The sequence below is a fragment of the Pseudorhodoferax soli genome (assembly GCF_003337555.1).
Taxonomy (GTDB): Bacteria; Pseudomonadota; Gammaproteobacteria; order Burkholderiales; family Burkholderiaceae_C; genus Pseudorhodoferax; species Pseudorhodoferax soli.
The window spans coordinates 1,145,493-1,169,449 of record NZ_QPJK01000001.1 but is presented as its reverse complement, the minus strand read 5'-3'; the positions used below and the strand labels follow the sequence as shown (position 1 = coordinate 1,169,449).

The following is a 23,957-nucleotide window of genomic DNA, read 5'->3' as shown; positions in this document are numbered from 1 at the left end:
GAGATCCCATGCAACTCGATTCCAGCATCGCCGCCGTCGTCACCGGAGGCGCGTCCGGCCTGGGCGCCGCCACCGCACGCCGCCTGGCCAAGTCCGGCGTCAAGGTCGCGCTGTTCGACTTCAACGCCGACAAGGGCGAGGCCCTGGCCAAGGAACTCGGCGGCGTGTTCTGCAAGGTCGACATCACCAACGAAGAGCAGGTCGACGCCGCCTTCGCCAAGGCCCGCGCCGCGCATGGCCAGGAACGCATCCTCGTGAACTGCGCCGGCATCGGCGGCGCCGTCAAGACCGCCAGCCGCGACAAGACCACGGGCGACATCAAGCACTTCCCGCTGGCCAACTTCGACCGCGTGATCCAGGTCAACCTGGTCGGCACCTTCCGCTGCATCGCCAAGAGCGCTGCCGGCATGCTGACACTGGAACCCCTGCAGGATGCCGACAACTCGGCCGAGCGCGGCGCCATCGTCAACACCGCCTCGGTCGCCGCCGTGGACGGCCAGATGGGCCAGGCCAGCTACTCGGCCAGCAAGGGCGGCATCGTGGGCATGACGCTGCCGATCGCGCGCGACCTCATGGCCGAAGGCATACGCGTCAACACCATCCTGCCGGGCATCTTCAACACGCCGCTGCTGCAGGGCGCGCCCGACAACGTGAAGGCCGCGCTGGCTGCCTCCGTGCCCTTCCCCAAGCGCCTCGGCAACCCCGATGAATACGCCCAGCTGGCCGAGACCATGATCACCAACGGCTACTTCAACGGCGAATGCGTGCGCCTGGACGGCGCCATCCGCATGGCGCCGCGCTGAAGCACGCAGTGGCCGCACTCGCCGCAGTGACCCGGGGCCATGCGCTGCGGCGCGGCGGCAATGTCGCGCAGCTCCCGCGTGCCGCGCTGCCGCTGCGCGTTGCGGATGGGTGCAGGGAGATGCCGGTCTCGTTCAGAGTGCCGCGCTCTGCGCCGCCGGCGGAACGGCGTTGTCCGCCGCGGCCGTGCCACGCGGCACCTCGTGCAGCAGGAAGGGCGGCTCGCCGGGCCGGCTGCGTTCGAGCAGCGGCTTGGCGCAGTTGTAGACCGGCACGCCGTTGATGGTGCGGCCCTGCAGCGTGCCGCGGTGCGCATGGCCGTGGAACACGGCGTCGACGGGGTAGCGCAGCAGCGGCTCCTCGAGCCGGCTCGAACCCAGGAAGGGAAAGATCTCCACGGGCTCGCCCTGCACAGTGCCGGCAATCGGCGCGTAGTGCAGCAGCGCGAGCCGGTGCGGCGTGCGCAGCTTGGCCAGTGCCGATTCGAGCTTCATGGCCTCGTTGAGCGCCTCCTGCACGAACAGCTTGATCGCGGTCTCGCCCCAGGCCCCCAGCGAGCCGCGGCCGAAGCCGCCCGCGAAGCCCTTGACGCCCGCGATGCCCACGCCCTCGATCTCGCAGGCCTCGCCATCGAGCACGCGCACGCCGGCATCCTTGAGCGCCTGCGCCACGACTTCGGGTGTGCCCGATTCGTGGTCGTGGTTGCCCAGCACGGCGACCACGGGCAGCGAGAGCGCGCTGAGCTCGCCCACCAGCACCTTGGCCTCCTCGGCGGTGCCGTAGTCCGTGAGATCGCCGCACAGCAGCAGCGCGTCGGCCGCATCGGCGGCCTGGGCGAAGAACCCGCGCAGCCGGCCGGCCGAGTCCTTGTCGACATGGATGTCTCCGACCACGGCGAAGCGGACATGGGTCGATGATTTGGGCGCGGTCATGGTGAACGGGTGGAGCGGGAAGATGGGCACCAGCTTGCGCCTGTGCTGCCGGTTCCGGCCATCGGTGCGCTCCGGCAGCGGCCGTAGGTGTGCGCCGACGGCCGATGGCGCGCTTGGCGCGGCCCACGCCCTGCACGGCAGGCTTAGGGTGCAGCCATGCCGCAACACGCCACCCCTCCACCATCCGACCTCTCGCTGGAAGAGGGGCTCGAACCGGCCGCCGCCGATTTCTACCGGGCGGTGCTCCAGGTCCTGGTGGCCGAACGCATCCCGTTCCTGGTCGGCGGGGCTGTCGCCCACGCTTGCCACACCGGCATCCGCCGGCCCACCAAGGACCTGGACCTGTTCATCCAGCGGGCCGATTGCGCACGCACCGCGCAGCTGCTGCAGGCGCAGGGCTGGCGCACCGAGTTGCCCTACCCGCACTGGCTGGCCAAGGTCTACCGCGGCCCGGCCTTCGTGGACCTGATCTTCGGCACGGGCAACGGCCTCACGCCCGTGGACGCGGCCTGGTTCCGGCGCAACCGCCGTGCCACGCTGCTGGGCGTGCCGGTGCGCATCGTCAACGTCGAGGACAGCCTGCTGACCAAGGCCTTCATCATGGAGCGCGAACGCTACGACGGCGGTGACATCGCCCACCTGCTGCAGGCCCATGCCGAGCGCTTCGACTGGCCGGCCTTGCTCGAACGCTTCGGCCCGCACTGGCGTGTGCTGCTCGCACACCTGAGCCTGTTCGGCTTCATCTATCCCGGCGAGCGCCACCGGATTCCGGGCTGGGTGCTGGCCACGCTCGTCGAGCGCCTGGCCCGCGAGGGGCAGGCGCCCAGCGCAGAGCGCGCGCTGGTCTGCGACGGCACGCTGCTGTCACGCGCCCAGTACCTGCACGACGTGGAGCATCTGGGCTACCGCGACGGCCGGCTGGCCGGTACGGGCAGCATGACGGCCGAGGACGTGGCGATCTGGACGGCGGCCATCGCCACCGAGCCGCGCGCCTGAAGGCTCAGCCGCCGCGCAGCCGCTCGCCGAAGCGCCGGATGCCCTGCTGCACGAGGGCTTGCGCGCCCGGCGACCAGCGCCCCATGTCGTAGAAGCCGTGCACCATGCCGGGCCCTGGCAGGTCGTCGACCTGGTTGCCCGCGGCCCGCAGCGCCTCGGCATAGGCCAGGCCGCTGTCGCGCAGCGGGTCGAACTCGGCCGTGACGACCACGGCCGGCGGCAGCCGCGTGAGGTCGGCGTGGCGCAAGGGCGCCAGGCGCGCGTCCAGGGGGTCGGCGATGGCGCCGGCATAGTGCCCGTAGAACCAGGCCATGGTCGCGGTCTCCAGGAAGTAGCCCTTGGCGTTCTGCGCCAGGCTGGGGTAATCGGCCTGGGCGTGGTCCACCGCCGGGTAGATCAGGAACTGCGCGGGCAGCACCGTGCCGGCGTCGCGCAGCTGCTGCGCCACCACCGCCGCGAAATTGCCGCCCGCGCTGTCGCCGGCCACGCCCACCGTGCCGTTGCCACCGAGTTCGTGCGCGTGGGCCACGGTCCAGCGCGTTGCTGCGATGGCGTCCTCGATGCCCGCGGGGAACGGATGTTCGGGCGCGAGCCGGTAGTCCACCGCCACCACCACGGCCTTGGCGCCGCGGCAGATGTCGCGGCACATGTTGTCGTGCGTGTCCAGGTCGCCGATGACCCAGCCGCCGCCATGGAAGTAAGCCACCGTGGGGAAGGGGCCGGTGCCCTCGGGCCGGTAGATGCGGGCCTTCAACGGGCCGGCGGCGCCATCGACCATGGTGTCCAGCACGCTGGCGACGGGCACCACATCCTCGGGCTTGCGGGTGCCGACCGTCAGCGCCAGGTAGCCGGCGCGGCCTTCGGCTGGCGTGCCTTCCGAGGTGGGCTTCTTGCCCGAGGCGGCCATCATCTGCAGCACGCCGGCGAGGTGGGGATCGAGGGGCATGGTCAGGTGTCCTGGTAATCAGCGGTAGGCGAGGGCGTCTTCATCGGGGCGCACGGCTGGCAGTGCCGAGCGCTCTTCCTGGTACTCCAGGTTGTGCCGCCAGGGGTCGCGGTCGCCCTGGCGGAACATGCGGTGCTGGGCGCGCAGGATGTAGCCCGCGTTGAAATTCTGCGGGTCCATCCAGGGCTGGCGCGCCATGCCGGCGTCCTCGCTGCGCAGCGTGGGCACGACCACGGCATGGCCCCGCTCCTGCATGTGCCCGAGAACGCGGCACACCAGGTCGCAGACCAGGTCCAGCCGCAGCGTCCAGCTCGAGCGGAAGTAGCCCATCACATAGGCCAGGTTGGGCAGGCCTTCGAGCATCACGCCGCGCCAGGTCACGCGCTGCGTGAAGTCCACGGGCGCACCGTCGACGCTGAACGGCACGCCGCCCAGCACCTGCAGGTCGAAGCCCGTGGCGGTGACGACCACGTCGGCCGGCAGGTGCTGGCCGCTGGCCAGCCGGATGCCGGTGGCGTCGAAGCACTCGATGGCGTCGGTCACCACGGAGGCCTTGCCGCTGCGGATGGCGGCGAACAGGTCGCCATCGGGCACCACGGCCACGCGCTGCTGCCAGGGGCGGTAGCGCGGGTTGAAGTGCCGGTCCACGTCGAAGCCCTCGGGCAGCTGGCTGCGCGCCTGCTCGATCAGGTTGGCGCGCAGGTCCTCCGGCCGTTCGAAGGACATGCGCACCACCTCGCTGTTGCGCGCGATGTGGGCCCGCCGCAGGATCTCGTGCGTCCACTCGGCCGGCAGGTCCAGCGCGCGCAGCGGCGCCTCCAGCGGATGGGCGCGCGGCAGGGCCGAGAAGAAGGTCGGCGAGCGCTGCAGCATGGTCACGTGCGCCACCTGTTCGGCCAGCGCCGGGATCAGCGTGGCAGCCGTGGCGCCCGAGCCGACCACCACCACGCGCTGGCCGGTGCAGTCCAGGTCGGCCGGCCAGTGCTGCGGGTGCACCACGCGGCCCTGGAAACTGTCCATCCCCGGCCAGGTGGGCGTGTAGGCCTGGCCATGGTCGTAGTAGCCGGCGCACATCCACAGGAAGCCGGCGGTCAGCGTCAGCACCTCGTCGTGGCCCTGGCGCGCGATGCGCAGCGTCCAGCGCTGCTGCTGCGACGACCAGTCGGCCGACAGCACGCGGTGGCCGTAGCGGATGTGCGGCGCCAGGCCGTTCTCGGCGATGGTCTCGGCCAGGTAGCGGCGGATCTCGTCGGCCGTGGCGATGGCGCTGCCCATCCAGGGCTTGAACGCATAGCCGTAGGTGTGGAGATCGCTGTCGGAGCGGGCGCCGGGGTAGCGGTGTGTCCACCAGGTGCCGCCGAAGCCGTCCATGGCCTCCAGCACGGCGAAGCGGCGGCCGGGCCAGCGCTCGCGCAGGTGGTGCGCGGCGCCGATGCCGGAGATGCCGGCGCCGATGACCAGGAAGTCGAAGTGCGTGCCGTTCTCGGTCTGGCTCTGGTCAGTGGCCATGGGCTTGTCTCCTTCACAGTGCACGGGGTGCCTGCGCGGCCATCTTAGGCCGCCGGCTGGGTGCGCCGCGTCGTCCCTGGGACAGCCGGCCTCAGCCCACCTTGCGCTGCTGTCCGTCCCAGAATGGCGCGCGCAGCGCCTTCTTGTCGATCTTGCCCAGCGCCGTGAGCGGCAGCGCGTCGACGAAATCCACACGCTTGGGCGCCTGCTGCGCGCCCTTGTGCTGCTTGACCAGCGCCATCAGCGCCTGCGCATCCACCTGCATGCCGGGCCGGCACACGACCATGGCCGCCACGGCCTCGCCCCAGGTCGCATCGGGCACGCCGATGACGGCCGCCATGGCCACGGCCGGGTGCGCGGTCAGCACGTCTTCCACCTCGCGCGGGTAGACGTTGAAGCCGCCGGAGACCACCATGTCCTTCTTGCGGTCGACGATGTACAGGTAGCCCTCGTCGTCCTGCCGTGCGATGTCGCTGGTGTGCAGCCAGTCGCCGGCCAGCGTCTCGGCCGTGAGATCGGGCTGGTTCCAGTACAGCGCCATGGCGCTGTCGGCGCGCACGCAGATCTCGCCGGGCTCGCCCGGCGCGACCTCCTCGCCGGCCTCATCGAGCAGGCGCACATCGCAGCCGGCGAGCTGCATCCCGCAGGACGCGAAGCGCTCGGGCCGGCGCGGGTCGTGGTCGGCCTTGCGCAGCAGGCTGATCGGGTAGCACTCGGTCTGGCCGTAGAGCTGCGAGAACACCGGGCCGATGCGCTCCATGCCTTCCAGCAGCCGCGTGGGCGACATCGGCGAGGCGCCGTACAGCAGCAGTTCCAGCGCGCTGGTGTCGGTGCGCTCCAGCCCCGGGTGGTCCAGCAGCTTGTAGACCATGGTGGGCACGAGCAGCGTCATGTTGATGCGCTCGGCCTGCAGCGTGGCCAGCAGCCTGTCGGGATCGAAGCCCCGCTGCAGGTGCACGGTGCCGCCGCGCAGCAGCGTGGGCAGCACCTTGGTGCCGGCGACGTGGCTGATCGGCGCTGCCGCCAGGTAGCGCGGCGTGGCCGGCAGCTCGAAGTCCGCGAGGATGGCGCGCGTGATCGCGGCCTGCTGGTGCTGGTGGCGCAGCGCGGCCTTGGAGCGGCCCGTGGTGCCGCCCGTGTAGCCCAGGCTGGCGACCGTCAGCGCGTGCGACACGTCGCGCGGGCTGTGCTCGCCGGCCGCCGCCATGGCCGCGAGCAGGTCTTGCCCGTAGCTGGCCGGGCCCAATGTCCAGACCTGGCGCAGCTGCGGGCAGCCGGCAGCCAGCGCACCGCCGCGCTCGGCGTAGGTGTCGGCATCCACCACCAGCAAGTCGGCCTGTGCATCCTCGATCTGGAACTGCTGCTCGGGCAGCGCCGCGAGCGGGTGCAGCCAGGTGGTGCTGCCGCCCAGGCCCTGCACGGCGATCTCTGCGGCCCAGGCCTCGGCACGGTTGGCACTCAGCAGGGCCACGCGCGGCGCGGTCGTGCCACTGGCCACCAGCGCGGCCTGGATGCGGCCGATCAGCGCCAGCGTGCCGGCGTAGGAGAGCTGGCGCCCGTCCTCAGCGAAGGCGATGCGGTCCGGGTAGCGGCGCAGCGCGCGCAACGCCAGGGCGGGGGCGGTGGGGCCGTGCATGGGCGTGCCGCTCAGAACAGGCTGCCCACGGGCTCGTAGCGCGTGCCGTTGAAGCGGATCAGCTGCATCTTCTCGATCGGGAAGAAGTCGCCCGGGCCGGTCTTCACGTCGATGCCGGGGTACAGCATGGGCGGCGTCATCGACAGGTTCAGCGCCTGCTTCATGACGTTCTCGCGCGTCAGGTTGTCGCCGGCCTGCTTGAGCGTCTGCACCAGCGTCTGCGCGGCCGAGTAGCCGATCAGGTTCAGCGAGTCGTACGGGTCGCCCTGCGGGTAGTGCTGTTGCATGAAGGCCAGGTACTGCTTGACCTCGGGCGTGTCCTTCTGGCCCGGGTCGGACGGGTCGCGGAAGTAGGTGGCGCTGATCACACCCTCGGCGTTCTGCAGGCCGGCGGGCTTCAGCACCGCGCCGACCGACTGCGCCACGCTGGCGACGTAGCGCTGCGCGTTCCAGCCCATCTCGGCCGTCTTGCGGATCGCCATGGCGGCGAACTTGGGCGTGGCCAGGATGACCAGCACGTCGGCGCCGGCCGCGCGGGCCGAGACGATCTGGCTGTCCACCGTCGGGTCGGTCACCTCGAAGGTCTGGGTCGAGACGATGTGCGACTTGGCCTTGTCGCCCAGGCCGTCGAGCAGGCCCTTCTGGAAGTCCTTGCCGAAGTCGTCGTTCTGCATCAGTACGGCGATCTTGGCGTTGGGGTTGCTGGCCAGCGCATGCGTGCCGAACACGCGGCCCTCGGTGTGGTAGGTCGGCTGCCAGCCCAAGGTCCACGGGAACTTGGTGATGTCGCCCCAGCGCGTGGCGCCCGAGCCCACGAACAGCTGCGGCACCTTCTTGGCGTTCATGTAGCGCTGGATGGCCTGGTTGTGCGCCGTGCCCACGGGCAGGAACAGCGCCAGCACTTCCTCCTGCTCCACCAGCTTGCGTGCCTGCTCCACGGTCTTGGAGGGCGTGTAGGCGTCGTCCAGCGACAGGTAGTCGATCTTGCGGCCGTTGATGCCGCCTTCGGCATTGACCTTGGCGAAGTAGGCACCGGCCGATTTGCCGATGGTGCCGTAGGCCGAGACCGGGCCGGAGTAGGCCACCAGGTTGCCGATCCTGATCGTGGTGTCGCTGGCGCCGGGGTCGTATTTCTTCTGGGCCAGCACGGAGCCGGTGGCGAGCGCCGCAGCGAGTGCGATCAGGGTGGTTCTGCGGGAGGCGGAGGTGGTCATGGGCAAGGGAGAGACGAAGGCAGGCCCAGCCCATGGCACGCGGCCATGGGCTGGAAGGACGGGGAGGGCGAGCGCTTAGACCCGCTCGATGATGATGGCCGGGGCCATGCCGCCGGCCGCGCACATCGTGACCAGGCCGCGCTTGAGGTCGCGCCGTTCCAGTTCGTCCAGCAGCGTGCCGATCAGCAGCGAACCCGTCGCGCCGATGGGGTGGCCCAGCGCCATGGCGCCGCCGTTCACGTTGACCTTGGCGCGGTCGAGCTTCAGGTCGCGGATGAACTTCTCCGCCACCACGGCGAAGGCCTCGTTGATTTCCCAGAGGTCGATGTCGTCCACCGTGAGGCCGGCCTTGGCCAGCACCTTGCGCGCGGCCGGCACCGGGGCGTTCAGCATCAGCGTGGCGCTGTCGCCCACGTTGGCCATGGCGACGATGCGCGCACGTGGCTTGAGGCCACGCTTCTTGGCGTAGGCGCCCGAGGCCAGCAGCAGCGCGCCGGCACCATCGACCACGCCCGAGCTGTTGCCGGCGTGGTGCACGTAGTTGATCTTGAGCTCTGGAAACACCTGGCGGATCAGGCCCGCATAGGTGTTGCCATGGTCGTCGATCACGCGTTCGGCCATCACCTCGAAGGCGGGCTTGAGCGAGGCCAGGCCCTCCAGCGTGGTCTGCGGGCGCGGGAACTCCTCGCGGTCCAGCGCCAGGCTGCCGTCTTCGCGGTAGACCGGCACCAGGCTGCGCTTGAAGTGGCCGCCCTCGATGGCGGCGGCGGCGCGCTGCTGGCTCAAGAGCGCCAGTTCGTCCAGCGCGCTGCGGGGAATGCCCTCCAGCGTGGCGATGGCGTCGGCGCACACGCCCTGGTGCGATTGCGGCACGTTGCGGCGCAGCCGCAGGTTGCCGGCGTCCATCATGCTGGGGTTGGCGGGGTCGGCCAGCGATGCGGTGTAGCTCATCATCTCGCAGCCGCCCGCGATCACCAGGTCTTCGAAGCCTGCCGCCACGGTGGCGGCGGCCAGGTTCACCGAGGTGATGCCCGAGCCGCAGAAGCGGTCCAGCGTCACGCCGCTGGCCAGGTGGCTGTAGCCGGCGTCCAGCAGGGCCATGCGGGCCATGTCGTTGCCCTGCTTGCCGCGCTGGGTCGAGGTGCCCCAGATCACGTCGTCCACCTCGGCGGTGTCGAGCTGGTTGCGCTCGGCCAGCGCCTTGAGCACGGTGGCGGCCAGGTGCTGGGGATGCTGGTCGGCAAGGGCGCCCTTGCCGATCTTGCCGATGCCGCGGGGGGTGCGGCAGGTGTCGATGATGTATGCGTCGGACATGGTGGTGGTCTGTGCGTTGTGAGACCACAAGCCTAGCGGCGCTGGGCGCCGCCGTCATCGTCCGAAGCGACGAACTGGGGTTTACCCAGCCTGCGTGCGGCCGCGGGCCTGTACCTCTTCGCGCCGGGCGCGCAGCTCGGCGGTGTCCAGCGATTCGGCCCAGCGGCGCGAGGCGGCTTTCTCCTCGACCATGCCGTCGGCCAGCGTGCCGGCATAGCCTCCGTCGATCAGCTGCTTGTAGATCTGCACCACCTCGGGCAGCGCGCTGGCCATGTCGGCGGCCAGCGCGAAGGCCTGCGGCAGCAGTTCCTCGGGCGCCACCACGCGGTTGACCAGGCCCCAGCGCTCGGCCTGCTCGGCGCCGACGAAGTTGCCGCTGAACGACATCTCCTTGGCCCGCCCGATGCCGATCAGCCGCGGCAGCTTCTGCGACAGGCCCCATCCCGGCACCACGCCCACGCGCGCATGGGTGTCGGCAAAGCGCGCCTGGGTCGACGCGATCAGCACATCGCAGGCCAGCGCGAGTTCCAGGCCGCCCGTGACGGCCGCGCCGTTGACGGCGCCGATGATGGGCCGGGGAAAGCGCCGCAGCGCCAGCACCGGGTCGGCCTTGGCGTTGCCCAGCGCGTTGCCGTCGATTTCGCGCAGGTCCAGCCCGGCGCAGAAGGCGCGCCCGGCGCCGGTCAGCACCAGCACGCGCACCTCGGGGTCGGCGGCGAGCCGGTCGACGGTGTCGGCGATGGCCTGGCGCAGCGCGAGCGACAGCGCGTTCATGGCCTGCGGCCGGTTGAGCGTGAGGCAGGCCACGCCCGGTGAGGGCGTGGACAGCTGCAGCAGGTCGTCGGTGGTGCTCATCGTGCGCGCTCCAGTGCGGCCCGCACGAGCGGAAGGTGGTCGTTGCCGAAGTACATGTCGTCTCCCAGAAAGATGGTGGGGGTGCCGAAGCCACCGCGCGCGATGAGTTCCTCGGTGTTGGCGCGCAGGGCGTCCTTGATCTCCTGCGCGCCGATGGCGGCCAGCAGTGCATCGGCATCGACGCCGGCACGCGTGCAGACCTCGCGCACCACGCTGTCCTGCGAGATGTCGAGGTCGTCCGTCCAGTAGGCTTCGAAGCCCGCCTTGGCAAAGGCCGGCAATTGGCCGGTGGCGCCCAGCACCAGGCAGCCGCGCATGAGCTTCACGCTGTTGACCGGGAACGCACTGGGCGGGAACTTGATCTGCACGCCGGTCCAGCGCGCCCAGTCCGCCAGGCTCTTGCCCAGGTAAGCCTGCTTGGCCAGCACCGGCGTGCGGCGCGATTCGTAGACCGTGGGGTTCACGGTGTTGAACACGCCGCCGACCATGAAGGGCTTCCACCGGATCGTGGCACCCAGCTCCGCCGCCAGCGGCTGGACGTTGGTGAAGGCCAGGTAGGTCCAGGGGCTGGAGATGTCGAAGAAGAACTCGATGTCGGGCATGTCAATCCTTGGTGGCGGCTGTGGTGGCGGCTGCGCTCGTGCCGCGGAACAGGTTGCGTCGCGCTTCGTCGCTGACCGACGTGCTCGGCCGGCCGAGTTCCCGGCCCACCGCCAGGCCGGCCTGCACCTGCGGCCGCGCGCGCACTTCGGCGTACCAGCGCTTCACGTGCGGAAAGTCGGCAAGCGTGAGCTGCTGGGCCTTGTGCGTCATGGCCCAGGGAAAGGTGGCGATGTCGGCGATGGAGTAGTCGCCCGCGATGTACGCGCCCGTCGACGCGAGCTGGCGGTCGAGCACGCCGTAGAGCCGGCGCACCTCGGCGCCATAGCGGTCGATGGCGTAGGGGATCTTCTCGGCCGCGTACAGCAGGAAATGGCCGTTCTGCCCGGCCATGGGGCCGAGGCCGCCGACCTGCCAGTACACCCACTGCAGCACGCGGTAGCGCTCGGCCGTGGCGGTGGGCAGCAAGCGGCCCGTTTTCTCGGCCAGGTACTGCAGGATGGCGCCGCTCTCGAACAGCGCCAGCGGCGCGCCGCCGCCCACCGGCTCGTGGTCGACGATGGCCGGGATGCGGTTGTTCGGGCTGATGGCCAGGAACTCCGGCGTGAACTGCGCGCCCGCGGCGATATCCACCGGCAGCACGCGGTACGGCAGGCCGCACTCCTCCAGCAGGATGCTGATCTTCCAGCCGTTGGGTGTCGGCCAGTAATGCAGGTCGATCATGGCGCGCTTGTCTCCTTGCGCGCCTTTGTAAAGCGGATGCAGTGGCATGTCTGTCCCGCAGGTGGCTGTGGTTGCAGAAATCGTCGTTCCGGACGAGGGGACCGGCGGACCCCCGGCCTAGGATTTCGCGCCGGCCGGCCCTCCCTCGGGCACGCGCCGGTCACGACAACCACCAGGAGACAAGAGCATGAAGAAAGACGGAGACCGCACCGGTCTGTCGCGGCGGGCGACGCTGGCCTTGGGCCTGGCCACCGCACTGCCGGTGCGCGCGCAGAAATCCTACGGCCCCGGCGTCAGCGACACCGAGATCAAGATCGGCAACATCCTGCCGTATTCGGGGCCGGCCTCGTCCTACGGCACCATGGGCAAGGCCCTGCAGGGCTACTTCAACAAGGTGAACGAGCAGGGCGGCGTCAACGGCCGCAAGCTCAAGCTGTTCTCTCTGGACGATGGCTACAACCCCTCCAAGACGGTGGAGCAGGCGCGCAAGCTCGTCGAGCAGGAAGAGGTGCTGTTCATCGGTGCCGTGCTCGGCACGGCGACCAACCTCGCGATCCAGAAGTACATGAATGCGCGCAAGGTGCCGCAGCTGTTCGTGCAGAGCGGCGCGAGCCGCTGGAACGACCCGAAGGCCTTTCCGTGGACCATGGGCTTCCAGACCTCCTACCAGGTCGAGGCAGCCATCCATGCCCGGCACATCCTGCAGCACCAGCCGAACGCGCGCATAGGCGTCCTCTACCAGAACGACGACCTCGGCAAGGACTACCTCAAGGGCTTCGTGGACGCCCTGGGCGACAAGGCCAAGGCCATGGTCGTGGCCCAGCTCAGCTACGAGTTCAGCGACCCCACCATCGACAGCCAGCTGGTACAGCTGCGGGCCGCAGGGGTCGACACCTTCTTCAACGTCAGCACGCCCAAGTTCGCGGCCATGGCGATCCGGCGCAGCGCCGAGATGGGCTGGAAGCCCGCGCACTACCTGGCCAGCGTGTCGGCCTCGCTGCAATCGGTGATCAAGCCGGCGGGCATCGACAACGCGCAGGGCGTGATCACCGCCACCTTCATGCGCGACCCGTCGGAGACGGCCGAACGCGACACGCCCGAAGTGCGCGAGTTCACGGCCTTCATGGCCAGGTACTACCCCGAGGGCAACCCCTATGAAACGCTCAACGCCCTGGCCTACAGCATGGGCCAGCTCATGGAGAAGGTGCTGCAGCAGGCCGGCGAGCAGCTCACGCGCGAGAACGTGATGCGGCAGGCGGCCGCGCTCGATCTGACACTGCCCATGGTGCGTGCCGGCATGCGCGTGAAGACCGGCGCCAACGACTACGCACCGCTCGAGCAGTTGCAGATGCTGCGCCTCAAGGGCGACACCTACGAACGCTTCGGCCCCGTGCTGCCGTCCTGAAAGGAGATTCCATGCGCTTGCGCCAAACCCAATCCCTGCACCGTGCCGTGCAGCAATTCCCGGACCGCGTGGCCACCGTCTACAACGGACGCCGCCAGACCTTCCGCCAGCTGCACGACCGCGTCGCCAGGCTGGCCGGCGCGCTGCAGGCGCAGGGCATGCGCGCGGGCGACCGCGTGGGCATGCTCGCGCTGAACTCCGACCGCACGCTGGAGTTCTACCTTGCCGTCTGGTGGGGCGGCGGTGTCGTCAACCCGGTCAACACACGCTGGAGCGCCGCCGAGATTGCCTTCTCGCTGCAGGACTGCGCCACCGCCATGCTGTTCGTGGACGACAGCTTCGTGGCCATGGTGCCTGAGCTGCAGGCCCAGGCGCCGTGCCTTGAGAAGCTGCTGTACGTGGGCGAGAAGACCGCGCCGGCCGGCTTCCTGGACACCGAGCAGCTGCTCGCCGCGGCCAGGCCCGTGGAAGACGCGCTGCGCAGCGGCGACGACCTGGCCGGCGTGTTCTACACCGGCGGCACCACCGGCCGGCCCAAGGGCGTGATGCTGAGCCAGGAGGCGCTGGCCGCCAATTCGGTGCTCTCGCTGATCGCCTCGCCGCTGGACCGCGACGCCGTGCTGCTGCACAGCGCGCCGCTCTTCCACCTCGGCGGCCTGTCCGCGCTGATGCGCAGCCTGGTCGTCGGCACGACGAACGTGTTCCTGCCGGCCTTCACGCCGGGCGGTGTGCTCAAGGCCATCGCCGAGCACCGCATCACCAGCCTCATGCTGATTCCGGTGATGCTGCAGTTCCTGCTCGACGACCCGGCCGCGCGCGACGCAGATCTGTCGAGCGTGCGGGTCGTGGGTTACGGCGCCTCGCCGATCTCCGAAGCCTTGCTCGAGCGGGCCTTCGCTTTGCTGCCGCAGGCCGATTTCGTGCAGGGCTACGGCATGACCGAACTGGCCGCGGGCGTGACCTACCTGACGGCCGAGTACCACTCGGCAGAGGGCCGCAAGCTCGGCAAGCTCAACTCGGCCGGCTGCGCGTTGAACGGCATCGACCTGCGCATCGTGGATGTGGAAGGCAAGGAGGTGCCGCGCGGCCAGGTCGGCGAGATCGCGGTGCGCAGCCCCTGCGCGATGTCGGGCTACTGGAACCTGCCCCAGGTCACGGCCCAGGCGCTGCGCGACGGCTGGATGTTCACGGGCGATGCCGCGCGCATGGACGAGGACGGCTTCGTCTTCATCGTCGACCGCTTCAAGGACATGGTGGTGTCGGGCGGCGAGAACGTCTACTGCGGCGAGGTCGAGGCCGCGCTCACGCGCCATCCGGCCGTGGCGGCTGCGGCCGTGATCGGCGTGCCGCATGCCCAGTGGGGCGAGGCGGTGCACGCCGTGCTGGTGCTGCGGCCCGGTGTGCAGGCCACGACCGAGGAGATCCAGGCCCATTGCAAGACGCTGATCGCAGGCTACAAGTGCCCGCGCAGCGTGGAGTTCGTGGCGGCGCTGCCGATCAGCGGCGCGGGCAAGGTGATGAAGTACAAGCTGCGCGAGGCGCACTGGAAGGACCACCGGCGCGCCGTGGCCTAACGCACGCGCGTGCCTGAAGCAATCGCCCGCAGCCATCAGCAAAACACCGAACCGCAGGCTCCGTCGAGCCGATTCGTGGCCTGTTCTGCAACACCCTTAAAAGTTCTGAAGCCGATGTTGCGGCAGGGTGGAAATTTCTGTGTTCCATGCCACCATGCGCTTCCAGCCAAGCCGCCTGTGTGCGGTCTGGTGATCAACAGACCGCTAGGAGGCGACGATGTCGGTGCATGGCGCAGTTGCGAGCAGATCGCGCAGGGGGCGCGACCACCTGCGCACGCTGGCGTACGAGATCACCATCGCCGAAGCACGCGAGCGCGAGCGCATCGCGCTGGGCCTGCACGACGACATCGGCCAATTCCTGACCCTGGCGCGGCTCAAGCTCGGTGAGCTGCGCCAGCACGCGCCAGCGGATGCAGCCGCACCCTTGCTCGACGACATCGGCGCGCTGCTGGCGCAGGCCGCGCGCGCCACGCGCTCGGCCACCTTCGACCTGAGCAGCCCGGTGTTGCGCCTGGGTCTGGAGCAGGCCTTGCACAGCCTGGCCGACCGGCTGGCGCGCGACAGCCGGCTCAGCGTCTCCTTTCTGTGTGCGGTGGCGCCGCCGGAGCTGCCCGAGGCCGTGCTGGCGGTGGTTTTCCGCAGCGTGCGCGAGCTGTGTCTGAACGTGCAGAAGCACGCTGGTGCGCAGCACGTGGACATCGCCGTGCATTCCAAAGGCGGCCAGTTGGCCGTCGATGTCGCGGACGATGGCGTCGGCTTCGTGCCGGCACTGGCGCCGCGCCAGCAGTTCAGCCGGGCGGGCGGCTTCGGCCTGGCCAGCGCGCAGATCCAGATGCTGGCCATCGGTGGCCGGTTGGACATCCGCTCGGTGCCGGGCTTCGGTACGCAGGCCAGCATCGCCGTGCCGCTGGCAGCCTGACCGCGTGAAGACCGGCATGGCAATCCGCGTCGTCCTGGCCGACGACCACCGCATCGTGCGCGACGGCCTGTGTGCGCTGCTGGCGCGCGAGACCGACATCGAGGTCGTCGGCCAGGCCGACGACGGCCTGGCCGCCGTGCGGCTGGCGCGCCAGCTGCAGCCCGACGTCGTCGTCACCGATGTGTCGATGCCGGGCCTCAACGGCGTCGAGGCGATCCGCCGCATCCGCGCCGACGCACCGGCCGTGCGCGTGCTGTGCCTGTCGGTGCATGCCGAGAGCCGCATGGTGCTGGCCGTGCTGGAGGCCGGCGCCTCCGGCTATGTGCTCAAGGACGATTCCTACGACGACCTCGCGCTGGCGATCCGCAAGGCCATGTCCGACCAGGTGCACCTGAGTGCCGAGCTGGTCGGGCTGGTGGTCAACGCAGTGCGCGGCCGCGGCCAGCCGCACCAGGATGGCCATGCCTCGGTGCTGACCCCGCGCGAGCGCGAGATGGTGCAACTGCTGTCCGAGGGGCTGTCGACCCAGCAGATCGCCGATCGGCTGCACGTGAGCCCCAAGACCGTGGCCACCCACCGCGAGCATGTGATGCAGAAGCTGGAGATCTGCAGCCTGGCCGAGCTCACGCGCTTCGCGCTGCGCGAAGGACTGAGTTCGCTCGAGCTGCCCTGGCGCACCTCGGCGCGCATGCCGATCTGATCAGCAATCGTCGCCGCGCGATTGCGGTGCTGGCCGATGGCGTGCCAGGCCACCCGCGGTCAGGCTCGCCCCATGGCCGTTCCCGTGTCCTCCCTGGCCTTGGTGCTGTGCGACGACCATGCCGCTTACCGCACCTACCTGGCCCAACTGCTGCGCCGCGCAGGCCTGGCCATCGTCGGCCAGGCGAGCGACGTGGTCGGGCTGCGCGCCTGGCTGGCGCGGCACGCCGCGGTGCCCGACCTCGTGCTGATGGACGTGCAGATGCCCGGCGGCGGCCCGGCCGGCCTGGCCGCGCTGCTGCGCGACCATCCCGGCCTGCGGGTGCTGGCGCTGTCGGCACACGACGATCCGGCCATCGTCGCCGCCATGCTGGCAGCCGGTGCCGGCGGCTACCTGTTGAAGGACGACCCGCTGCAGGAGCTCGTCGACGCGATCCGTGGCGTCGCCGCCGGCCAGTGCCGCGTCAGCCAGGCGCTTCCACCTGCTCAGCAATGAGGATGCGCAAGTTCAGGAATCGACCGATGCGCCCGGCGCGTCCGCGCCGCTAACGTTGGCGCCATCGCTTCCACGGACTCTCCAGCATGATCGACGCGGCCATCGGCCAGGTTGCCAACGCACTGAACAACGCCCTGCAGCGTGCGTTCGGCCTGTCCGAGGAACTCGTCGTCGTCTCCAGCCTGTACGAGCCGGACGGCAGCGTCGCCGCCGGTGTCAACAACAAGCTGGCGGTGTTCCTCGTCAACATCGAGCGCGACACCATGCCCGTCCAGCGGCCCCGCCAGGCCGACCATTCGCTGTTGCCGCCGCCGGTGTCGCTGAACCTGCAGTTGATGTTCGCGGCCAGCTTCGGTGCCGCCAACTACACCGAGGCGCTCAAGTTCGTCGCCAGCACGGTCGCGTTCTTCCAGTCGGTGCCGCTGCTCGACCACCACAACACCCCCGGGCTGGACCCGCGCATCGACCGCCTGGTGCTGGACATCGAGAACCAGGCCATCGGCGAGCTCGGCAACCTGTGGGGCATTTTCGGTGGCCGGTATGTGCCCTCGGTGCTGTACCGCATGCGCATGGTCACCTTCGATGCAGGCCGGCGCGACGGTCCACTGCCGGTGGTGCGCGAGCCCATCGTCGGCGCCCACGCCTGAACAACGCCATGGGCCGCTACTTCCCTCTGCTGCGCGTCGATGTGGGCCACGCCTTCTTCGCCGACGCACGCTGCCGCGGCCTGCGCTTCGTGCCCGTGGGGGCGACGCCGGAGTGGCTGCACCGACACGATGCGGTGGTGCGCGAGGACGGCAGCGCGCTGGCGCTGTACTGCACGGGCGAGGCCTTGGCCGGCGCGGCCGGGACCGTGCTGGCCTGGCACGTGCACTGCAGCGATGAAGACTTCCTGCACTGCACCGAGCAGCCTGCGCTGTGGCCGCGGGAGCTGCTGTGCTTCGACACCGGCGATGCGCGGCAGGATGGCGCTGGTGCCTGGTGCCTGCACGCGGGCGAGAGCGCGGCCTGGACCGAGGTGCGCCCGCTCACCTGGCCTGTGGTGGCGCAGACCCTGGATGGCGCCGCGCGCCGCATGCCGCCGCTGGCGCTGCTGCGCGTGCCGCTGGCCGGGCTGCCGCCGGCGCCCGCGTACTACCGCATCCGGTTGGCGGCCCGCGCCACCTGGTGGAAGTACTGCCTGCATGGCGATTGGCCCGAACCGCAGCTGCAGGTCATCGACCTGGCGAGCCAGGCCGCGTTCGGCCCGCCCGAGCCCGAGCGGCTGGACGGCGGCGCGCCGATGCTGGCCATCCGCTCGCAGGCGCCGATCGCGCTGGCGCAGCGCAGCGCATGCTGCTTCCAGCTGCGAAGCCGCCAGCGCGGTGGCGACAAGGTGTTGGTCAAGCGCCTGCCCGTGGCGGCAGCGCGCTGGCTGTCCCGAGAGCGGATCGACGGCGCAAGCCGCCTGGTCTCCGAGATCCATGTGCATCGTTAAGAGGAGGCCGCAATGGCTATGAAGACTCCCGGCGTCTACATCGTTGAGAAGAACGCATTCCCGAACTCGGTGGTCGAGGTGGCCACCGCGGTCCCCGCGTTCATCGGCTACACCGAGCGGGCCGACAACGGCGGCAAGCCGCTGGCCAACAAGCCCTGGCGCATCAGCTCGATGGCCGAGTACCACCAGTACTTCGGCTTCGGGCCCACGCCGAAGCTCAGCATCGTGGCCACCACCGTGGACAAGGCCAGCTTCCAGGCCGAGGACAAGTACTACGCGCTCCAGCAGCAGGACGGCAGCGTCGGTGGCCGCTTCCTGCTGTACTACGGGATGCTGCACTTCTTCCAGAACGGCGGCGGCCCCTGCTATGTGGTGTCGGTGGGCGGCTACGACGGCGAGGTCGAGGCCGACAAGCTCATCGCCGGCATCGAGCCGCTGGTGAAGGAGCAGGAGCCCACCATGGTGGTCATCCCCGACGCGGTGCTGCTGGCGAAGAAGAACTGCATCCTGGTGCAGCAGGAGATGTTGCAGCACTGCGGCGGGCGCATGCGCAGCCGCATCGCCATCCTGGACGTGTGGGCCGGCTTCCGCGACCGCAAGGACCCCGCGGGCGATCCGGTCAACGACTTCCGCAACGACCTGGGCATCAACAACCTGGACTTCGCGGCGGCCTACTACCCCTGGGTGAACACCACCGTCCTGCAGGACAAGGACGTGGACTACACCGCCATCGTCAACGGCGACACGTTGATCGGCCTGCTGATGGCCGAACTGGCGTTGCCCGCCGACTACGCCGAGTCCCTGCCCGAGCGCACCAAGCAGCAGTGGAAGACGGTGCAGGCCATCAAGATGAGCGACGACGAGTGGCGGGCGCAGATCACCGCGGACATCGACCAGTCCGAGAAGACCGACGAGCAGAAGGCCAAGCTGCGCGAGGAGCGCGCGCTCAGGCAAGCGGTCGAGACGCACAAGGCGCTGCTGAACAAGAACCTGGTCGTCTCCAGCCCGCTGTTCAAGACCCTGATGGGCGAGGCCGTCAACCTGCTCAACCTGCTGCCGCCCTCGATGGCCATGGCCGGCGTCTACACCATGGTCGACAACACCCGCGGCGTCTGGAAGGCGCCGGCCAACGTGAGCCTGAACGGCGTGGTGTCGCCGGCCGTGACGATCTCGCACGAGGACCAGGAAGACCTCAACGTCACGACGCAGGGCAAGTCCATCAATGCGATCCGCTCGTTCATCGGCGAAGGGGTGCTGGTGTGGGGCGCCCGCACGCTGGACGGCAACAGCCTGGACTGGCGCTACATCAACGTGCGCCGCACCATGATCATGCTGGAGGAGTCGTGCCGGCTGGCGGCCAAGGCCATGGTGTTCGAGCCCAATGTGGCCAACACCTGGGTGACCATCAAAAGCATGATCGCCAACTTCCTGACCGGCATCTGGAAGCGCGGTGGCCTGGCCGGGGCGGTGCCGGACGACGCCTTCAGCGTGCACGTCGGCCTGGGCGAGACCATGACGCCGGAAGACATCCTCGAAGGCATCCTGCGCGTGACCGTGCTGGTGGCCATCAGCCGCCCGGCCGAGTTCATCGAGATCACCTTCCAGCAGCAGCTGCAGAAGTCCTGATCGTCCCAACCCTTGACATCAATCACCCTTTTGGAGGCCGCCCATGGCTGACGATGGTTCCGCTCAATCGACCACGGTGTGGCCGCTCCCCAAGTTCCGCTTCGAGGTGAAGTGGGATTCGGCCGTCATGTCGTTCCAGGAGGTCTCGGGCCTGGACGTGGAGGCCCAGCCGCTGGAGTACCGCCACGGCGACAGCCCCGCCTTCTCGGTCATCAAGATGCCCGGCATGAAGAAGTACAGCGACGTGACGATGAAGAAGGGTGTCTTCAAGTCCGACAACAAGCTGTGGGACTGGTTCAACGAGATCAAGATGAACGTGATCAAGCGCAAGCCCGTCACGATCAGCCTGCTCGACGAGGCCGGCAAGCCCACCATGGTCTGGACGCTGGCCAATGCCTGGCCCACCAAGATCACCGGCACCGACTTGAAGGCCCAGGGCAACGAGGTGGCAGTGGAGACCATCGTGATCGCGCACGAGGGCCTCACCATCGCCAACGCCTGATGCCGATGCTGCCGATTCCGCCCGCACCGCCGCTGCCGGCAGCGCGGGCTGCATCGGGGGCTGTGCCAGCGTCGGTGCCGCGGGCGCCACCGCTGCCGCCGCGCACGGCGTCGCCGCCGCCGGCCGCACGCGCACCGGTGGGCGGTCTGGGCGGCATCTCGCCGCTGGCGCTGCAGGCCGCCAAGGCCAACCTGCGGCCGATCGCAGGGCCGACCTATCCGCCGACCGCGTTCCACTTCGTGCTGACCTTTGGCACGCAGTCGCGCGACGCCGACGGCGCCTTCCACGAGGTCAGCGGCATCGGCCCCGAGGTCGAGACCGAGACCGTGCTGGAGGGGGGGCTGAACGGCTTCTCGCACGTGCTGCCCAAGTCCATCAGGCACCCGCGGCTGGTGCTCAAGCGCGGCATCGCGGGCAAGGCTTCGCGGCTGGTGCGCTGGTGCCAGGACGTGCTGGACGGCGGCTTCGTCAAGCCCATCGTGCCGCAGCTGGTGCACATCTACCTGCTCGACCACGAGGCCAACCCGCTGCGCGGCTGGTCGGTCGAGAACGCCTGGCCCGTCAAGTGGGAGACGGAGGGCTTCCACGCCATGCGCAACCAGGTGGCGATGGAGAAGATCGAGCTGGCCTATGCGCGCTCGAACCGGATTTGCTGAGGCAACCATGGGCATCGAAGTACGCCAATTGCTGATCCGCTCGCAGGTCAACGCGAGCCCCGCGCCGGCACCGCGCGCCGCGGTGGCGGCGGCCGACCTGCAGCGCCTGCGCGAGCAGCTGCTGGCCGAGTGCAAGGCCTGGGTCGCCGGCCAGTTGCAGGCACAACGGGAGCGTTGAGATGGACACCGGCCAGCTCACCCATCTGCTGATGACGCGCTACAGCGTGGCGCAGGACGGCACCATCAAGCTCGACAACGCGGTCACGTTCACCGCGCAGATCAACCCGTCCGAGTTCCGGCACAGCTACGGCGTGCGCTACGACGGGCAGACGACACAGGGCGGCCTGGGCACCGACCCCAAGTTCAGCACCATGGAGCTGGAGAAGGTCGGCTTCACCATCGTTCTGGACGGCACCGGCGTGGTGCCTTCGCCGAACAACAAGCCGGTCGACCTCAAGCTGCAGATCGCCAGGCTCAACCGCGTCGTGTACGAGTACGTGCCGCAGGAGAACGAGCCGCCGCACGTGCGGCTGCTGTGGGGCACGCTGATCTTCTTCGGCCGGCTCGAATCGATGACGACGCAGTACACGCTGTTCAAGCCAAGCGGCGAGCCGCTGCGCGCGCGCATCGAGCTCGGCTTCAAGGGCGCGATGAGCAAGAAGGAAGGCAAGCTCGTGAGCAACCAGCAGTCCGGCGTCGGCCGCATCGCCGTGCGCGAGGGCGACACGCTGGCGTCGGTCTGCGCGCGCCACTACCGGGACTCCAGCGACCGGCTGGCCACCGTCGCGCGCGCCAACAACCTGGACAGCCTGCTGCAGGTCAGGCCCGGCACGGAACTGACGATGCCGACGGAGAAGGTCTAGCCCCATGCCAGCTGTCTCGCCCATGGAGAACGCCGAAGGCGTGGTGCGCGTGCAGTTGTACGCCGACGGCGTGGCGCTGGATGAGAGCGTGCAGATGATGTCGGTCAGCGTGCGCCGTGCCGTCAACAGCGTTCCGTCGGCGCGCATCGAACTGCTCGACGGCGACATGCCCGAGCGCAGCTTTCCGGTGAGCGACGGCGAGCACTTCAAGCCAGGCGTGGTGCTGGCCATCCATGCCGGCTATGGCGACGACCTGAAGCCGCTGTTCGAGGGCATCGTCGTGCGGCACGGTGTGCAGATCCGTGGCGACAACGAGGCGCGCCTGGTCATCGAATGCCGCGACCGGGCGGTGCGCATGACGGTGGGCCGGCGCAACGCGAACTTCATCGACCAGAGCGACAGCGACATCATCACCACGCTGGCGCAGGGCCATGCCATGGACATCGACGTGGACGCCACCGGGGCCAGCCACCGCGAGATCGCCCAGCATTACTGCAGCGACTGGGATTTCATGCTGTCGCGTGCCGATGCCAACGGGCTGCTGGTCGTCGCCACCGACGGCAAGCTGGCGGTCAAGGCGCCGGTAGACCGGGCGGCCGCACTGGCGGTCACCTATGGCCAGGACCTGATCGACTTCCACGCGGACATCGATGCGCGCGGCCAGTACGCCAGCGCCCAGGCGTTCTCGTGGGACATGAAGACCCAGGCCGCGGTGGAGGGCACCGAGAGCCGGCCGGCCACGCTGCCGTTGCAGGGCGACCTGGATTCGGCCACGCTGGCCCAGGTGGTCGGGCTGGCCACGTACCGGCTGCAGTCCGGCGCGCCGCAGGCGGCCGAGACGCTGCAGCAATGGGCCAAGGCGCTGCAGCTCAAGGCCGGGCTGGCGCGGTTGCGCGGGCGCATGCGCTTCCAGGGTTCTGCGCTGGCGCTGGTGGGCGGGCTGATCGAACTGGTGGGCGTGGGCAAGCGCTTCTCGGGCAAGGTCTTCGTCACCGGACTGCACCACGAGATCGGCGACGGCGCCTGGACGACCGAGGCCGAGTTCGGCCTGTCCCCGGACTGGTTCGTCGAGCGCACCGACGTGGCCGCGCCGCCCGGCGCCGGCCTGCTGCCTGGCGTGCATGGCATGCAGGTGGGCGTGGTGATGAAGCTCGATGCCGATCCCGCCGGCGAGGTGCGCGTGCAGGTCGGCGTGCCGGTGCTGCAGGCCCGCACGGCGGGCATCTGGGCGCGGCTCATGCAGTTCCACGGCAGCAGCAGCTTCGGCGCCTTCTTCCTGCCGGAGGTGGGCGACGAGGTGGTGCTGGGCTACTTCGCCGACGACCCCTCGCACCCGGTGGTGCTGGGCAGCCTGTACAGCAGCAAGCGCCCGCCGCCGTACCCGCTGGAGGCCAGGAACGACATCAAGGCCATCGTCACGCGCTGCAAGTCCAAGATCGAGTTCCAGGAGACCGACCACATCATCACGGTCACCACGCCGCAGAACAACAAGATCGTGATCAACGACAAGCTCAAGTCCATCGTGCTGCAGGACGAGACCGGCAACATGGTGGAGATGGCGCCCGGCGGCATCACGCTGGACAGCCCCAAGGACATCCTCATCAACGCCAAGGGCAACATCACGCTGAAGGCGCTGCGCAACATCGCCGCCAGCGCCACGGCCGATGTGACGGTGGACGGCATGAACGTGAACTGCGCCGCGCAGGTGGGCCTGAAGGCCACGGGCAACGCCAGCGCCGAACTCTCGGCCGCCGGGCAGACCGTGGTCAAGGGCGCCATCGTGATGATCAATTGAGGCCCTGCCATGCCCCCAGCCGCCCGCCTCACCGACATGCATGCCTGCCCGATGGTCACGCCGGGGCTGCCGCCGATCCCGCACGTGGGCGGGCCGGTGATCGGGCCGGGCGTGCCGACGGTGCTGATCGGCAACCTCGTGGCCGCGGTGCTGGGCGACACCTGCACCTGCGTGGGGCCGCCGGACGCCATCATCAAGGGCTCGTTGACGGTGCTGATCGGCGGGCGCCCGGCCGCCCGCGTCGGCGACACCACGGCGCACGGCGGCTCTGTCGTCCTGGGCTGGCCCACCGTGATCATCGGCGGCTGAGATGAACCCACCCCGTTTGGCTGGCTCACTGCGTGTAGCCATCCCATCCCCCTCCAGGGGCGCCGCCAGCGCCCTGGCAGAGCCAGTTCCGCGGCGTCTGCTGGCATGGC

At 69.7% G+C, this 23,957-nt stretch carries 25 protein-coding genes; 16 read left to right on the top strand and 9 right to left on the bottom strand.

Going from position 1 to position 23,957, the window contains the following annotated elements; translation table 11 throughout:
* The first annotated feature begins 8 nt into the window (after positions 1–8).
* The gene (locus DES41_RS05355) at positions 9–803 is read left to right on the top strand and encodes an SDR family NAD(P)-dependent oxidoreductase (RefSeq protein WP_114466534.1); all 795 of its coding nucleotides are present in this window, start codon (positions 9–11) and stop codon (positions 801–803) included.
* Positions 804–935: 132 nt separating this feature from the next.
* On the opposite strand, the gene DES41_RS05350 is transcribed toward DES41_RS05355, so the two are convergent.
* A complete protein-coding gene (locus DES41_RS05350; protein WP_114466847.1) occupies positions 936–1,733 on the bottom strand; it encodes a metallophosphoesterase family protein in 798 nt (265 codons plus the stop codon).
* Between the two features lie 156 nt (positions 1,734–1,889).
* On the opposite strand from DES41_RS05350, the gene DES41_RS05345 reads away from it, so the two are divergent.
* A complete protein-coding gene (locus tag DES41_RS05345; RefSeq protein WP_114466533.1) occupies positions 1,890–2,729 on the top strand; it encodes a nucleotidyltransferase in 840 nt (279 codons plus the stop codon).
* 4 nt (positions 2,730–2,733) lie between these two features.
* Here the strand turns inward: DES41_RS05345 and DES41_RS05340 are convergent, their stop codons facing one another.
* The 8 genes from DES41_RS05340 to DES41_RS05305 all read right to left on the bottom strand — a co-directional run bounded on the left by DES41_RS05340 (position 2,734) and on the right by DES41_RS05305 (position 11,526).
* Positions 2,734–3,675 carry an alpha/beta hydrolase gene (locus DES41_RS05340; RefSeq protein ID WP_114466532.1) on the bottom strand — a complete coding sequence of 314 codons (942 nt, stop codon included), beginning with the start codon at positions 3,673–3,675 and terminating at the stop codon, positions 2,734–2,736.
* An 18-nt stretch (positions 3,676–3,693) separates the two neighbouring features.
* A complete protein-coding gene (locus tag DES41_RS05335; RefSeq protein WP_114466531.1) occupies positions 3,694–5,184 on the bottom strand; it encodes a flavin-containing monooxygenase in 1,491 nt (496 codons plus the stop codon).
* A gap of 91 nt (positions 5,185–5,275) precedes the next feature.
* Positions 5,276–6,820, bottom strand: coding sequence for an AMP-binding protein (locus DES41_RS05330; RefSeq protein WP_114466530.1), 1,545 nt, complete (start codon positions 6,818–6,820; stop codon positions 5,276–5,278).
* 11 nt (positions 6,821–6,831) lie between these two features.
* On the bottom strand, positions 6,832–8,034 hold the full coding sequence (locus DES41_RS05325; protein ID WP_114466529.1) for an ABC transporter substrate-binding protein: 1,203 nt from the start codon (positions 8,032–8,034) through the stop codon (positions 6,832–6,834).
* A gap of 75 nt (positions 8,035–8,109) precedes the next feature.
* The gene (locus tag DES41_RS05320) at positions 8,110–9,348 is read right to left on the bottom strand and encodes an acetyl-CoA C-acetyltransferase (RefSeq protein WP_114466528.1); all 1,239 of its coding nucleotides are present in this window, start codon (positions 9,346–9,348) and stop codon (positions 8,110–8,112) included.
* Between the two features lie 81 nt (positions 9,349–9,429).
* Complete coding sequence (locus tag DES41_RS05315; RefSeq protein WP_114466527.1) at positions 9,430–10,203, bottom strand: enoyl-CoA hydratase; 774 nt, start codon at positions 10,201–10,203, stop codon at positions 9,430–9,432.
* A complete protein-coding gene (locus tag DES41_RS05310) occupies positions 10,200–10,805 on the bottom strand; it encodes a 2-hydroxychromene-2-carboxylate isomerase (RefSeq protein ID WP_114466526.1) in 606 nt (201 codons plus the stop codon). Before DES41_RS05310 ends, DES41_RS05315 begins: the two co-directional genes overlap by 4 nt.
* A gap of 1 nt (position 10,806) precedes the next feature.
* Positions 10,807–11,526, bottom strand: coding sequence for a glutathione S-transferase N-terminal domain-containing protein (locus DES41_RS05305; RefSeq protein WP_114466525.1), 720 nt, complete (start codon positions 11,524–11,526; stop codon positions 10,807–10,809).
* A gap of 187 nt (positions 11,527–11,713) precedes the next feature.
* Here DES41_RS05305 and DES41_RS05300 point away from each other — a divergent pair, with 187 nt between their 5' ends.
* From DES41_RS05300 to DES41_RS05240, 14 genes are all read left to right on the top strand, one after another.
* Complete coding sequence (locus DES41_RS05300; protein ID WP_114466524.1) at positions 11,714–12,931, top strand: ABC transporter substrate-binding protein; 1,218 nt, start codon at positions 11,714–11,716, stop codon at positions 12,929–12,931.
* Positions 12,932–12,942: 11 nt separating this feature from the next.
* The gene (locus tag DES41_RS05295) at positions 12,943–14,505 is read left to right on the top strand and encodes an acyl-CoA synthetase (protein ID WP_342769637.1); all 1,563 of its coding nucleotides are present in this window, start codon (positions 12,943–12,945) and stop codon (positions 14,503–14,505) included.
* Between the two features lie 217 nt (positions 14,506–14,722).
* A complete protein-coding gene (locus DES41_RS05290; RefSeq protein WP_114466523.1) occupies positions 14,723–15,424 on the top strand; it encodes a sensor histidine kinase in 702 nt (233 codons plus the stop codon).
* Positions 15,425–15,440: 16 nt separating this feature from the next.
* Positions 15,441–16,124 (top strand): response regulator, encoded by a 684-nt coding sequence (locus tag DES41_RS05285; RefSeq protein WP_114466845.1) that lies wholly within the window; start codon positions 15,441–15,443, stop codon positions 16,122–16,124.
* A 72-nt stretch (positions 16,125–16,196) separates the two neighbouring features.
* Positions 16,197–16,619, top strand: a complete 423-nt coding sequence (locus DES41_RS05280; protein ID WP_170168098.1) for a response regulator — start codon at positions 16,197–16,199, stop codon at positions 16,617–16,619.
* Between the two features lie 86 nt (positions 16,620–16,705).
* Positions 16,706–17,266 (top strand): Pvc16 family protein, encoded by a 561-nt coding sequence (locus DES41_RS05275; RefSeq protein ID WP_114466521.1) that lies wholly within the window; start codon positions 16,706–16,708, stop codon positions 17,264–17,266.
* An 8-nt stretch (positions 17,267–17,274) separates the two neighbouring features.
* A complete protein-coding gene (locus DES41_RS05270) occupies positions 17,275–18,096 on the top strand; it encodes a hypothetical protein (protein ID WP_114466520.1) in 822 nt (273 codons plus the stop codon).
* Between the two features lie 12 nt (positions 18,097–18,108).
* Positions 18,109–19,722 (top strand): phage tail sheath family protein, encoded by a 1,614-nt coding sequence (locus tag DES41_RS05265; RefSeq protein WP_114466519.1) that lies wholly within the window; start codon positions 18,109–18,111, stop codon positions 19,720–19,722.
* 43 nt (positions 19,723–19,765) lie between these two features.
* A complete protein-coding gene (locus DES41_RS05260; protein WP_114466518.1) occupies positions 19,766–20,224 on the top strand; it encodes a phage tail protein in 459 nt (152 codons plus the stop codon).
* A gap of 5 nt (positions 20,225–20,229) precedes the next feature.
* Entirely contained in the window at positions 20,230–20,880 is a 651-nt protein-coding gene (locus DES41_RS05255; RefSeq protein ID WP_114466844.1) for a phage tail protein, read from the top strand.
* 7 nt (positions 20,881–20,887) lie between these two features.
* On the top strand, positions 20,888–21,058 hold the full coding sequence (locus DES41_RS38305; RefSeq protein ID WP_170168097.1) for a DUF5908 family protein: 171 nt from the start codon (positions 20,888–20,890) through the stop codon (positions 21,056–21,058).
* A gap of 1 nt (position 21,059) precedes the next feature.
* Complete coding sequence (locus DES41_RS05250; RefSeq protein ID WP_114466517.1) at positions 21,060–21,743, top strand: LysM peptidoglycan-binding domain-containing protein; 684 nt, start codon at positions 21,060–21,062, stop codon at positions 21,741–21,743.
* Positions 21,744–21,747: 4 nt separating this feature from the next.
* Entirely contained in the window at positions 21,748–23,538 is a 1,791-nt protein-coding gene (gene vgrG, locus DES41_RS05245) for a type VI secretion system tip protein VgrG (RefSeq protein ID WP_114466516.1), read from the top strand.
* A gap of 9 nt (positions 23,539–23,547) precedes the next feature.
* Positions 23,548–23,847: a PAAR domain-containing protein gene (locus tag DES41_RS05240; RefSeq protein WP_114466515.1), complete on the top strand. Its 300-nt coding sequence runs from the start codon at positions 23,548–23,550 to the stop codon at positions 23,845–23,847.
* Positions 23,848–23,957: the final 110 nt, after the last annotated feature.